Annotated in this window: 12 protein-coding genes; 8 read left to right on the top strand and 4 right to left on the bottom strand. The window is 67.7% G+C overall.

Annotation, left to right across the window (positions count from 1 at the left end; all coding sequences use genetic code 11):
* Positions 1 to 52 precede the first annotated feature (52 nt).
* Together phbB and gluQRS are read right to left on the bottom strand one after the other, a co-directional pair.
* Positions 53 to 793 carry an acetoacetyl-CoA reductase gene (phbB, locus tag ACZLIF_RS14330; RefSeq protein ID WP_128988758.1) on the bottom strand — a complete coding sequence of 247 codons (741 nt, stop codon included), beginning with the start codon at positions 791 to 793 and terminating at the stop codon, positions 53 to 55.
* A 17-nt stretch (positions 794 to 810) separates the two neighbouring features.
* Positions 811 to 1731, bottom strand: a complete 921-nt coding sequence (gene gluQRS, locus ACZLIF_RS14325) for a tRNA glutamyl-Q(34) synthetase GluQRS (RefSeq protein WP_128988756.1) — start codon at positions 1729 to 1731, stop codon at positions 811 to 813.
* A 93-nt stretch (positions 1732 to 1824) separates the two neighbouring features.
* Between gluQRS and htpX the strand changes: the two genes are divergently transcribed.
* Positions 1825 to 2691 (top strand): protease HtpX, encoded by an 867-nt coding sequence (gene htpX / locus ACZLIF_RS14320; RefSeq protein WP_053520093.1) that lies wholly within the window; start codon positions 1825 to 1827, stop codon positions 2689 to 2691.
* Between the two features lie 479 nt (positions 2692 to 3170).
* Here htpX and ACZLIF_RS14315 read toward each other — a convergent pair whose 3' ends face one another.
* Positions 3171 to 3998, bottom strand: a complete 828-nt coding sequence (locus tag ACZLIF_RS14315; RefSeq protein ID WP_053520092.1) for an inositol monophosphatase family protein — start codon at positions 3996 to 3998, stop codon at positions 3171 to 3173.
* Between the two features lie 120 nt (positions 3999 to 4118).
* On the opposite strand from ACZLIF_RS14315, the gene ACZLIF_RS14310 reads away from it, so the two are divergent.
* From ACZLIF_RS14310 to ACZLIF_RS14300, 3 genes are read left to right on the top strand one after another with little or no spacing between them, the layout of a single operon-like run.
* Positions 4119 to 4889 (top strand): RNA methyltransferase, encoded by a 771-nt coding sequence (locus ACZLIF_RS14310; RefSeq protein ID WP_053520091.1) that lies wholly within the window; start codon positions 4119 to 4121, stop codon positions 4887 to 4889.
* 47 nt (positions 4890 to 4936) lie between these two features.
* Positions 4937 to 5869 carry a phosphate/phosphite/phosphonate ABC transporter substrate-binding protein gene (locus tag ACZLIF_RS14305; protein ID WP_128988754.1) on the top strand — a complete coding sequence of 311 codons (933 nt, stop codon included), beginning with the start codon at positions 4937 to 4939 and terminating at the stop codon, positions 5867 to 5869.
* Entirely contained in the window at positions 5866 to 7992 is a 2127-nt protein-coding gene (locus ACZLIF_RS14300) for a putative bifunctional diguanylate cyclase/phosphodiesterase (RefSeq protein WP_053520089.1), read from the top strand. The genes ACZLIF_RS14305 and ACZLIF_RS14300 overlap by 4 nt, the downstream gene beginning before the upstream one ends.
* 60 nt (positions 7993 to 8052) lie before the next feature.
* Here the strand turns inward: ACZLIF_RS14300 and epmB are convergent, their stop codons facing one another.
* Positions 8053 to 9069, bottom strand: coding sequence for an EF-P beta-lysylation protein EpmB (gene epmB / locus ACZLIF_RS14295; protein WP_164972372.1), 1017 nt, complete (start codon positions 9067 to 9069; stop codon positions 8053 to 8055).
* Positions 9070 to 9190: 121 nt separating this feature from the next.
* Between epmB and efp the strand changes: the two genes are divergently transcribed.
* The 4 genes from efp to ACZLIF_RS14275 all read left to right on the top strand — a co-directional run bounded on the left by efp (position 9191) and on the right by ACZLIF_RS14275 (position 12696).
* Entirely contained in the window at positions 9191 to 9757 is a 567-nt protein-coding gene (gene efp, locus ACZLIF_RS14290; RefSeq protein ID WP_053520087.1) for an elongation factor P, read from the top strand.
* A gap of 162 nt (positions 9758 to 9919) precedes the next feature.
* A complete protein-coding gene (locus tag ACZLIF_RS14285; protein ID WP_053520086.1) occupies positions 9920 to 11263 on the top strand; it encodes a TRZ/ATZ family hydrolase in 1344 nt (447 codons plus the stop codon).
* Between the two features lie 24 nt (positions 11264 to 11287).
* On the top strand, positions 11288 to 12004 hold the full coding sequence (gene ubiG, locus ACZLIF_RS14280) for a bifunctional 2-polyprenyl-6-hydroxyphenol methylase/3-demethylubiquinol 3-O-methyltransferase UbiG (protein ID WP_065175506.1): 717 nt from the start codon (positions 11288 to 11290) through the stop codon (positions 12002 to 12004).
* Positions 12001 to 12696 carry a phosphoglycolate phosphatase gene (locus ACZLIF_RS14275; protein ID WP_128988750.1) on the top strand — a complete coding sequence of 232 codons (696 nt, stop codon included), beginning with the start codon at positions 12001 to 12003 and terminating at the stop codon, positions 12694 to 12696. Before ubiG ends, ACZLIF_RS14275 begins: the two co-directional genes overlap by 4 nt.

Genomic DNA, 12696 nt, shown 5'->3' with positions numbered 1-12696 from the left:
CATGACCGCAGGCAGGTGCGGTCCGGCACGTGACCGGCCGCGCCCGCGCGGATCACCAGCCCATGTGGTGGCCGCCGTTGATGTCCAGGTTGCTGCCGGTGATCCACGAGGCCTCCTCGGCCACCAGGAAGGACACGCCGTAGGCGATCTCCTCCGGCTTGCCCAGGCGCCCGGTCGGAATGTCTGCGATGATCTTGGCGCGCACTTCCTCCGGCACGGCCATGACCATGTCCGTGGCGACATAGCCCGGCGAAATGGTGTTGACGGTGATGCCGAAGCCCGCGTTCTCGCGCGCCAGTGAGATGGTGAAGCCGTGCATGCCGGCCTTGGCGGCGGCGTAGTTGGCCTGGCCATACTGGCCCTTCAGACCGTTGATCGAGCTGATCTGGATGACCCGGCCCCAGCCGCGGCGACGCATGCCTTCGATGACCGGGCGGGTGACGTTGAACACCGAATTGAGGTTGGTGTTGATCACGTCATGCCACTGGTCCGCACGCATCCGGTGAAAGGTCGTATCGCGGGTGATGCCGGCGTTGTTGACCAGGATCTCGACCGGGCCCAGTTCGTTTTCGACGGCGCGCACCATCGCTTCGGCACTGTCAGGATCGGACACGTCGCCGGCGAAGATGGACACGTTGAAGCCGCGTTCGGTCATCGCCTGCTGCCAGGCGCGGGCCTTGGCTTCATCACGATAGTTGGTGGCGACCCGGTGGCCCTGGTCGGCCAGGCGTTGGCAGATGGCGGTGCCGATGCCGCCGGTTCCGCCGGTGACCAGTGCGACGCGAGATGTCATGGAATGCAGTCCGGGTTTCAGGTGGGGGAAGGGGGATTCTGCAACATCGGCGCGGAAAGTGCGCCCGTCGGCAACAGGATGTCCGTGCGCGGCAGGCGGGCCGGATCGAATGCCTGCCGGGCCGCCGCGAGCAGGTCGTGCAGATCGTCGTGACCCTCGAGCGCGGCGGGCGACTGGCCGAGCAGGCCCCACAACTGACGCAGCACCGGCACCGGGCGGGCGCTGTCGACCGGCAGCGCGGCCAGCGACTTGGACAGCTTGCGCCCCGGGGCGTCCAGCAGCAGGGGCAGGTGCCAGTACTGCGGCACTGCCAGATCGAGTGCCTGTTGCAGCAGGATCTGCCGCGCGGTGGAGTCGAGCAGGTCGGCGCCGCGCACCACGTCGGTGACGCCCTGCGCGGCATCGTCGACCACCACCGCCAGTTGGTAGGCCCAGCACCCGTCGGCGCGGCGCAGCACGAAATCACCCACCTCGGCGTGGACGTCCTGCACCTGGCGGCCGCGCAGGCCATCGTCGAACTGCACCACGCTGCCGGCCGGTACGCGGAAGCGGACGGCAGGGTCCGGTCGGGGCTGACGCGCGACGCAGCGATGGTGGATGCCGCCCCGGGCTGCCAGTTCGCTGCGGCTGCAGTGGCAGATGAAGGCCTGCCCGCTGGCCAGCAGCCTGTCCAGAGCCTGCTGGTAAGCATCGCCACGTTCGCTTTGCCACAGCACCGGACCATCGTGGGCCAGGCCGAATGCCGCCAGTGCCTGCAACTGCGCGTGAGCAGCCCCGGGCACGGTGCGTGGGGGATCGATGTCCTCGATGCGCAGCCGCCACAGGCCATGGTGATGGCGCGCGAGCAGCCAGCTGCCGAATGCAGCCAGCAGGGAGCCGGGGTGCAGCAGGCCGGTAGGCGAGGGCGCGAAGCGGCCGCAGGAAAGGGGGGAGGTCATGCTGGCTGAATCGTCGGTCAGGTTGGTGCTTGAATTCAAGCTGACCGCACCGCAAATTGGCGGATATCGACCCCTTCCGAGCCGGAATTTCCCATGTTTACCCGCATCGCACTCTTTCTAGCCACCAACTTTGCAGTGCTGATCCTGGCCGGCATCGTGATGTCGCTGCTGGGGGTCAATCCGAACCAGATGAGCGGCCTGCTGGTGATGGCTGCGATTTTCGGCTTCGGCGGTTCCTTCATCTCGCTGCTGTTGTCCAAGTGGATGGCCAAGCGCTCCACCGGCGCGGTGGTGATCACCGAGCCACGCAACCAGACCGAGCGCTGGCTGCTGGCTACCGTCGAGCGACAGGCCAAGGCGGCCGGCATCGGCATGCCCGAAGTGGCGGTCTACGATGGCCCGGAGATCAACGCATTCGCCACCGGCGCCAACCGCAACAACGCGCTGGTGGCGGTGTCCACCGGTCTGCTGCAGAACATGAGCGAAGATGAGGCCGAAGCCGTACTGGGCCACGAGATCGCCCACGTGGCGAATGGTGACATGATCACCATGGCGCTGCTGCAGGGTGTGCTGAATACCTTCGTGATCGTGCTGGCGCGCGTGGTCGGCGGCGTCATCGACAGCGCGCTGTCGGGCAACCGCGAAGGCGGCGGCCGCGGGTTCGCCTACTACATCATCGTGTTCGTGCTGGAGATGGTGTTCGGCCTGTTCGCGACCATGATCTCGATGTGGTTCTCGCGCCATCGCGAGTTCCGCGCCGATGCCGGTGGTGCCTCGCTGGCGGGTCGCCAGAAGATGATCGCCGCGCTGGAGCGCCTGCAGCTCAACCACGGCCAGAGCACGCTGCCGACCCAGATCGCCGCCTTCGGCATCGCCGGTTCGACCGCGAAGAAGCTGTTCATGAGCCACCCGCCGCTGGAAGAGCGCATCGCCGCGCTGCGGGCCTCGACGGTGGTGTAAGCCTCCGGTTGCAACGCACTGCTACAGGAACGCCCGGCCCCGTGCCGGGCGTTTCTGTTTGCGCGTCGGCAGCATCGACGCGCGCCCGCAGGATCGTTTCCGCGACTGCGGAGGGGTGTCACTTTCAAGGTCGAAGGCGAAGCGGCCGCTTCGCTCGCCGGGCATGGCCCGGCGCTACCCGTCATCGTCGTGCAGCTGTGGTTCTTGACCTTGGGTCCGCCTTGAGCGAGCCGAGCACCGCAGGTCCGGCGAGGGCGAAGAGGTGCGGGTGTCTGAGCGCAGCGAGTTCCCGCACCGTCCCTCGACGGACCGAGGAGCGCAGGGAACCGGCGTGCACAGCACGTCGGCTCGCGTCCTGGCGGCGTGTTTCTTTGGTTACTTTCTTTGCACGAGCAAAGAAAGTGACAAGCACGATCACTGCGGATACGAAAACGGCACCTTCGCAGGTGCCGTCTCCATGAACCGCTTTACAGGGAAGCTCAGAACTTCGCGTCGAACTCGGCTGCATAGCCCGTGTTGACCAGCACCTTCTGCAGCGACTCGGCCACCTTCAGGTTGCCCGCCACCACCTGCTGGGTTTCCGGACCGCGGTTGTCCATGCGTGCAAGCGGCGCTCCCTTGAAATCGCACACCTTGCCACCGGCCTCACGCACCAGCAGCACGCCGGCCGCGATGTCCCAGGCCTTGACCCCGGCCTCGAAGTAGGCGTCGGCGCGACCGCAGGCGACATAGGCCAGGTCCAGCGCAGCGGAACCGGTACGGCGGATGTCCTCGGCCTGCACCAGCAGGGCATCGACCGCCTTCAACTGGGCGCCGGCACGGGCGCGCTCGCGCGGAGCGAAGCCGGTCTGGATCATGGTGCCGCCCAGGTCCTTGCGATCCGCCACGCGGATGCGACGGTCGTTCAGCACGGCGCCCGCGCCACGGCTGGCGGTGAACAGCTCGTTGCGCAGCGGATCGAAGATGACCGCGTCGGTCGGCTCGCCGTTCTCGACCAGGGCGATCGATACACAGTAGTGGGGCACGCCGCGCAGGTAGTTGCTGGTGCCGTCCAGCGGATCGATGACCCACATGTGGCGATGTTCGCCCTGCACGCCGCCTTCCTCGCCAAACACGCCGTACTCGGGATACGCGCGCTTGAGCTCCTTGACGATGACCTTTTCCGCGTCCGCATCGACTTCGCTGGCGTAGTCCATCCGCCCCTTCTGCACCACGTTCAGTGCCTCGAGCTTGTTGATGTTGCGCAACAGGACGTTGCCGGCGAGGCGGGCGGCCTTGACCATGACGGTGACGGCGGGTTTCTGCATGGCGTGGGCTCCCGGAAAGGCAGAAGGGTAGGGCTGGCGGGGGAAAAGAGCGGGTCCGGCGCAGTGGCCGGCCGCACAGTTTACCATTGGTCATCGTCCAGCTCGACCTTTTCCCTGTTCATGTCCCAGTTCCCCGCCGCTACCCGCCTCCGATTCGTCCTGGTCGGAACCCAGCATCCCGGCAACATGGGCGCCGCCGCCCGCGCCCTGAAGACCATGGGCCTGGCCCGCCTGGTACTGGTGGCCCCGGAAAAACCGCTGGACGAGGAGGCATTCCGCCGCTCGGCCGGCGCCGAGGACGTGCTCGGCGATGCGCCCGTGGTGGCCACCCTGGCCGAGGCCGTCGCCGACTGCCGTCTGGTGCTGGGGTGTACCGCCCGCGCACGCCGGGTCCAGCTGGAGGAGTACCTGCCCGCCGACGCAGCGGCCCGTGCGGTCGCCAAGGCCGGTGAGGGTGCCGAGGTGGCGCTGGTGTTTGGCCGGGAACGGACCGGCCTGACCAACGAGGAGCTGCAGCTGTGCCACGCGGCGGTGCACATTCCGTCCGATCCGGCGTTCAGTTCGCTCAACCTCGCCGCCGCCGTGCAGGTGTTGGCCTACGAGGTGCGCATGCAGCTGCTTGGCGCCCAGCCTGCCGTTGGCGCCGAACCGGGCTTTCGTGAGCAGGTGGCCAGCCACGAACAGATGGAGAGCTTCTTCGCCCAGCTTGGCGACACCCTGGACGAGATCGATTTCCACAAGGGCCGTGCGCCGGAGTCGGCGATGCGCAAGCTGCGCCGCCTGTTCCTGCGCAGCGAGCCGAGCGAGCAGGAAGTGCGGTTGCTGCGCGGCATCCTGGCCGATGCCCAGCGCATGGCGCGTCTGGCCAAGCCGGGCAGTCACAACGGCTGACGACGTTCTCATTTTTTCGGGTAGTCTGTCCGGATACCCAGGGGGGGATGAAACCGGTGTCGGGTCTGCGAACGGCAATGCAGGGGGCGCTGCTGAGCCTGGCCATGGTCCTGCTGGCCGGAACGGTGCGTGCTGCGCCGGATCCGGTGCTGGTGCTGGGCCGGATCAGCGACGATCCCAAGGCCCATTACCAGCAGCTGCAGCCGCTGCTGGACTACGTGGTGGCACGCATGCAGGACGTCGGCATCCAGGAGGGGAGGATACTGATGGCGCGTGATCCGCAGCAGATGGCCAGCTATCTGCGGCGGGGGCAGGTCGACTGGGTCACGGAAACCGCCGGAACCGCAGTGGCGCTGGGGCAGCGCAGCGGTGCGCGGCCGTTGCTGCTGACCGAGCGCAATGGCGTGCGTGAGTACCAGACCGTATTCTTCGTGCGCCGCGACAGCCCGTTCCAGCGGCTGGAGGACCTGCGGGGCCACCGCCTTGCGCTGCAGAACACCGCATCCACCAGCGCCTACCTAGTGCCGGTGATGACGTTGCTGGGCCACGGGTTGTCCCCACAGATCCTCGCGGGTACGTGGGACGCTCCGGGCACGGACAGCGTCGGCTATGTGTTCGCCCGCAGCGAGCTGAACATCGCCACCTACGTGCACAAGGGCGTGGCCGATGCGGGCGCGGTGAGCAGCGTGGACTGGAACGATGAGCGGCGCATGCCGCGGGCGTTCCGGCGCGACTTCCGAGAACTGTTGCGCACGGAGCCCTATCCTCGCGCCGTGGAGGTGGTGCGCGCCGACCTGGATGCACGCGTCCGTGATCGCCTGCAGGAGGTCCTGCTGCAGGCGGCCAGTGATCCGCAGGCACAGGTAGCGCTGCACCGTTTTTTTGGTACTTCCGGTTTCCACCGCGTCGACGCGCATGCGCAGCAGCGGCTGGATGAATTGAAACAAGGATTGACGCGCGTGCGGATGGAAGTGGAATGAAGTGGCTCGGCTCGGGAATGCAGGCGCGGTTCCTGCTCGCGATGGGCGGGGCGATGCTTGTGGTGGTGGCGATCCTGGCGGTGCTGCTGGGGCGGCAGGCGGCGATGCAGAGCGAGGTGCGCAACCTCAGCGGCGGCGTCATCCATGAACTGTTCGACCGCAGCGTGCGCAGCCGCGGCGAAGCGATCGCCCGTGAGCTTTCCGATGCGCTGGCCAACCCGCTGTACTACCACGATCTGGACCAGGTCGGCGCACTGGTGCGCAGCACGTCGCGGCAGCCCGTGGTGCGCTATGTGCTGGTGTTCGACGAACGTGGCCGGCTGGTGCACGACGGTTCGGTGGAGGTCGCCGCCTTCGGTCAGCCGATGGGAGACCCCCTTGCGCCGGGCGCGATCGCCGCGCGGACGCTGGTGGTGCAGCAGTCGCCAAAGGTGCTCGACAACACGATGCCGATCATGGTCGGCAACCAGCGCATCGGCGGCGTCCGCGTCGGCATGGCGCTGGACGAAGTGCAGCAGCGCGAGCAGGCCGCCAACGCAACGCTGGGCGAGCGCCTGCAGCAGGTCGGCAGCCGTCATCTGGGCTGGCTGCTGCTGATGCTCGGCCTGCTGGTGGTGATCGGCGTGGCGGTGATCTTCTACGTGCAGCGCACCCTGGTCGCGCCGATCCGCGACCTGGCGGTGGCGGCTCGTCGCATCGAAGCCGGCGACTACCAGGCGCCACTGCTGGAGAATACCCGCGACGACGAGGTCGGCGAGCTGGTGCGGGGGTTCGCCCGCATGCGTGATGCCATCGCCCGCCACGACCGCGAGGTGCGGCATATGGCCTACACCGACGCACTGACCGGCCTGACCAACCGGTTGGCGTTCCGCGAAGCCCTGGACCACCGGCTGATGGCCGCGCGTGCGTCCAAGCAGCGGCTGGGCCTGTTGTTTGCGGACATCGACGATTTCAAGCGGGTCAACGATACGCTCGGGCATGAAGCGGGCGACGAAGCACTGCTGCAGTTTGCCCAGCGGATCGGCCGCGCCGTCGCCGAGGCCGGCGGCGATGAGGCGCTGCTGGCCCGTTTTGGCGGCGACGAGTTCGTGATCCTGGTCGGCGACGGCGATGTCGCTGCCAATGCGCGGCTGCTGGCCGAGGTGCTGGTGCGCGAACTGGGCAAGCCGCTGGTGGTGCAGGGCAGGGAGCTGTTCCTGGGCACCTCCATCGGCGTGACCCTGTTCCCGGACGATGCCGCAGACGCGACCACACTGCTGAAGAACGGCGACATCGCCATGTACCAGGCGAAGATGGCCGGCAAGAATTGCTACCGGTATTACAGCCGGGCGATGGACCATGCTGTCGAGCGCCGCGTGCACATGGAACAGGAACTGCGCGGCGCCTGGGAGCGCGGCGAGCTGCGCCTGGCCTACCAGCCGATCTTCCGCACCCGCGACCGGCGGATGGTCGGCGTCGAGGTGCTGCTGCGCTGGCAGCACCCCACTCTGGGCACGATCCCGCCGTCGGTGTTCATCGAAGTGGCCGAGCAGAGCGGGCTGATCGAGGTGATCGGGCCGAAGGTGCTGCGCGCGGCCTGCATGGAAGCGTCGCAGTGGCCGCGCAGTGCGGGCGGCGATGATCTGTTCGTGTCGGTGAACGTGTCGCCCCGGCAGCTGCGTGGCGGCGAGCTGCCGTCACTGGTCGCACAGTGCCTGCATGAGTCGGGGCTGCCGGCTTCGCGCCTGCATCTGGAACTGACCGAGACCGCCGTGATCGGTGATGAGATGGTGGCCGCGCAGTTGCTGGACAAGCTGCATCGCACCGGCGTCAAGGTGTGGCTGGACGACTTCGGCACCGGCTTCTCGGGCTTGAGCCACCTGCGCCAGGTACCCGTGGACGGCGTGAAGATCGACAAGAGTTTCATTGCCGACATGCAGCGTGATCCGGACGACCTGGCGCTGACCACGGCGATCATCGCCATGGCCCACGCGCTGGGCATCACGGTGGTTGCCGAGGGCATCGAGCAGCAGGCGCAGTTCGAGCTGCTGGCCCAGCGCGGCTGCGATCTTGGCCAGGGCTACTGGCTGAGCCACCCGGTCACCGCGACCGAAGTGGTGCGGATGATCGAGTCCGGCGTCTGAATCCTGGTTCAGGGGTCAGATCCCTTTCTGCAGGAAACGGCTCTGACCCCGGCGGGATCGTTACAGCGGGCGCTTGCTCGGGTCGCCGGGGAGTTCCCGCACCAGCTTGGGAACCAGGTAGCCGGACAGGCGCGCGGTCAGGCCGGCGATCAGCTCCCTGGCGCGGGTGTCATCCACCTCGAAGTGGGCCACGCCCTCGACCCGGTCCAGCTGGTGCAGGTAATAGGGCAGCACGCCGGCGGCAAAGCTGCGTTCGCTCAGTTCCTGCAGCGCCTGCACGCTGTCGTTGACGCCACGCAGCAGCACTGCCTGGTTCAGGAGCTGGGCGCCGGTGCCACGCAGGCGCGCCATTGCCGCGTCCACGCTGGCATCGAACTCATTGCGATGGTTGGCATGGACCACGATCGCCAGCGGCCACGGCAGGCTGCCCAGCCAGGCCAGCAGCTCGTCATCGACCCGTTGCGGCAGCACGATCGGCAGCCGGGTGTGGATGCGCAGGCGACGGATGTGCGGAATCCGCCGCAGCGCGTCGGTCAGTTCGACCAGCTTGTGGGTGGCCAGCGACAGCGGATCCCCCCCGGACAGGATCACTTCGTCGATATCCGGATCGGCGGCGATGGCGTCCACCGCTTCCCACCAGCCGCCCTTGGCGGCATTCTCAGCGGCGTAGTCGAAGTGCCGGCGGAAACAGTAGCGGCAATTGATTGCACAGCTGCCGGTGGCGATCAGCAGCGCCCGGCCCCGGTACTTCTGGATGACCCCGGTCGCCTTCCTGGCCGCACCATCGCCCACCGCGTCGAAGCTGAACCCGGGAACGACCTGCATCTCGTCATTGACCGGCAGCACCTGGCGCAGCAGCGGGTCGGCCGCATCGCCCTTGCGCATGCGGGCCACGAACCCGTCCGGTACGCGCAGCGCGAACTGGGCCATGGCCGCCTCGGACACGCCCAGTGCGACCGGATCCAGCTCCAGCCGCGCCAGCAGTGCGTGCGGGTCGCGCAGCGCCTGGCGCCAGAGTTCCTGCCAGCGTGCGGGTGCACCCGGCGACGACGGGCGGGGAAAGGCGGAAAGCTGCATGGAGAGGGGGCCTGCGGTTATCATGGGGGCAGAAAAACAGTCGCCCACCGGCATCCGGTGGGCTTTCCATTCTACCGGCTCGCCGCACCCGCGGCGGTTTTGCCATTTGAGGAGCTTGAGCATGGCCACTGTGGGCATGAATGACGTCAAGAACGGGATGAAGATCCTGGTCAACAATGAACCGGCGGTCATCACCGATACCGAATACGTCAAGCCGGGCAAGGGCCAGGCGTTCACCCGCGTCAAGTACCGCTTCATCCGTTCGGGCCGCGTGGTCGAACTGACCATGAAGGCGACCGACGACCTGGAAGTGGCCGACGTGGTCGACACCGACATGAACTACATGTACAGCGATGGCGAGTACTGGCACTTCATGGATCCGGAGACCTTCGAGCAGGTCCAGGCCGACAAGGCCGGCATGGGCGGCGCCGAAAAGTGGCTGAAGGGCGAGGAAGCCTGCATCGTGACCCTGTTCAACGGTGCGCCGATCTTCGTGCAGCCGCCGAACTTCGTCGAGCTGAAGATCACCGAAACCGATCCGGGCGTCCGCGGTGACACCTCCGGCGGTGGCGGCAAGCCGGCCACGCTGGAAACCGGTGCCGTGGTCCGCGTGCCGCTGTTCGTCAACCAGGATGAAGTCATCCGGGTCGACACCCGTTCGGGCGAGTACTCCTCGCGCGTGAAGTAATCCGGCGCAGCCGGATGACCTGTGAGCCGGGCCCAGGCCCGGCTTTCCGGGCATCGCCCGGAACCCGTTGCCGGCGTCCTCGGTGCCGCAACGGACAGCCGCCGGGCGTGGCCCGGCGCTACCGCCTCCCGTGAGGTTCTCCCCCCAGCCAAGTGAGCCTGCATGAGCGACAGCCCGCACCTCCCCGAAGCCTGCGACCTGCTCATCGAAGCCGGCTACGTCGTTCCGATCGAACCGCATGCCGTGGTGCTGGAAGACCATGCCGTAGCCGTGCGTGGCGGCGAGATCGTGGCCGTGCTGCCGCGTGCCGAAGCGCGGGCGCGCTTCCGTGCCGCGCAGGTGGTCAGCCGTCCGGACGCCGCGCTGATGCCGGGCCTGGTCAACGCGCACACGCACAACCCGATGACCCTGCTGCGCGGCGTTGCGGATGACCTGCCGCTGATGACCTGGCTGCAGGAGCACATCTGGCCGGTGGAAGCGGCGGTGATCGGCCCCGAGTTCGTCGCCGACGGCACCACGCTGGCCATTGCCGAGATGCTGCGCGGCGGCACCACCTGCGCCAACGAGAACTACTTCTTCGGCGACGTGCAGGCGGCGGTCTACAAGAAGCATGGTTTCCGCGCGCTGGTGGGGGCGGTCATCATCGATTTCCCGACCGCTTGGGCGAAGAGCGACGACGAGTACTTCGCCAAGGCCGGGGAACTGCACGACCAGTGGCGCAACGACAGTCTGATCGGCGTCGCGTTCGCACCACATGCGCCCTACACGGTCAGCGATGCCAATTTCGAGCGGGTGCGGATGCTGTCCGACCAGCTCGACATGCAGGTGCATCTGCATACCCATGAGACCGCGCAGGAAGTCAGCGACTCGATCAGGCTGCATGGCCAGCGTCCGCTGGCGCGGCTTGATCGCCTGGGCCTGGTCAATGACCGGTTGATCGCGGTGCACATGACCCAGCTGACCGACGCGGAGATCCACCTGTGCGCCGAGCGTGGCGTCAGCGTGGTGCACTGCCCGGAATCGAACCTGAAACTGGCCTCCGGCTTCTGCCCCGCCTGCGCCCTGCAGCGCGCAGGCGTGAACCTGGCCATCGGTACCGATGGCTGTGCCAGCAACAACGACCTGGACATGTTCAGCGAGAACCGCACCGCGGCGATCCTGGCCAAGGCTGTCGCCAACGACGCCACTGCGCTGGACGCGGCCACCACGTTGCGCGCTTCCACGCTCGGCGGTGCCCGTGCGCTGGGCTTCGGCGAGCGGATCGGCTCGATCGAGGTGGGCAAGCAGGCCGATCTGGTCTGCGTGGACCTGTCCGCGCTGGAAACCCAGCCGCTGCACAACGTGCTTTCGCAGCTGGTGTACGCCACCGGCCGGCAGCAGGTGAGCGACGTCTGGATTGCCGGCAAGCCCAAGCTGGTGCAGCGCGAGCTGGTCGGCATGGACCTGCCGGGCATCATCGCCAACGCGCGCCAGTGGCGCGAGCGCATCCGCCATATCCGCGCCTGAACCCCGGCGCTGCAAGGATTCCCCATGACTGCCCCCCATGCTTCCTCCAATTTCGATCAGGCCGAGCTGGACAAGTTCGCCGCACTGGCCAACCGCTGGTGGGACGCCGATGGTCCGCAGAAGCCGCTGCATGCACTGAACCCGGTGCGCCTGAAGTACGTGGCCGACCGCGTGCCGCTGCGCGGCGCACGCGTGCTCGACATCGGCTGCGGTGGCGGCCTGCTGAGCGAAGCACTGGCCCAGGCCGGCGCCGATGTCACCGCCATCGATCTGGCCCCGGAGCTGGTCAAGGTCGCGCGGCTGCACGCACTGGAAAGTGGTGCCAAGGTCGACTACCGGGTGCAGGCCGCCGAGGACCTGGCCGCTGAACAGCCGGGCAGCTTCGATGTGGTGACCTGCATGGAGATGCTCGAGCACGTGCCGGACCCCGGCGCGATCATCGAGGCCTGCAGGCGGCTGCTGAAGCCGGGGGGGCACCTGTTCCTGTCGACCATCAACCGCACGGCCGCCGCATTCGCGGTGGCCATTGTCGGTGCCGAATACGTGGCGCGCCTGTTGCCGAAGGGCACCCACCACTACCAGGAATTCATCAGGCCGGCCGAACTGGCACGCTGGTTGCGCGAGGCTGATCTGCAGCTGGCCGATGTCAGCGGCATGGCATACGAGCCGTGGCGCAACCGTGCCCGCCTCAGCACCCGCACCGACATCAACTACCTGGCCTACGCGGTCAAGCCGGCATGACCGCCACGCACTTCCCGCGCGCGGTGCTGTTCGACCTGGACGGCACCCTGCTGGACAGTGCGCCGGACTTCGTTGCCACCTGCGACGCCATGCTGGCCGAGCGTGGACGCGCGCCGATCGATCCGGCGCAGCTGCGCCCGGTGGTGTCCAAGGGCTCGCGGGCGATGATCGCGGCGGCCTTCCCGGACCTGGATGCGCATGCGCGCGACGCGCTGATCCCGGAGTTCCTGCAGCGCTATGAAGCGTTGATCGGCCAGCACGCGGTGCTGTTCGATGGCGTCGCCGGCATGCTCGCCGCGCTCGATGCTGCTGGAACGATATGGGGCATCGTTACCAACAAGCCCGAGTACCTGGCGCGGTTGATCCTGCCGCAGCACGGTTGGCAGCAGCGCTGCGCCGTGCTGGTCGGCGGCGACAGCCTGGCCGAGCGCAAGCCGCACCCGCTGCCGCTGCTGCACGCTGCGCAGGCGATCGGTGTCGCGGCAAGCGACTGCGTGTATGTCGGCGACGACGAGCGCGACATCATCGCGGCGCGCGCCGCGGCCATGCCATCGGTGGCAGCGCTGTGGGGCTACCGCCTGCACAGCGACGACCCGTTGGCCTGGCAGGCCGATGTACTGGTCGAGAACGCCGCACTTCTGCAACTGGCCAGCCTGTGGCCAACCCGGCCGGCACGCCCGGCCCTCCCGTAA

The sequence above is a fragment of the Stenotrophomonas sp. 2201_Sma genome (assembly GCF_056486685.1).
This window is presented reverse-complemented; position numbering and strand designations above follow the sequence as displayed.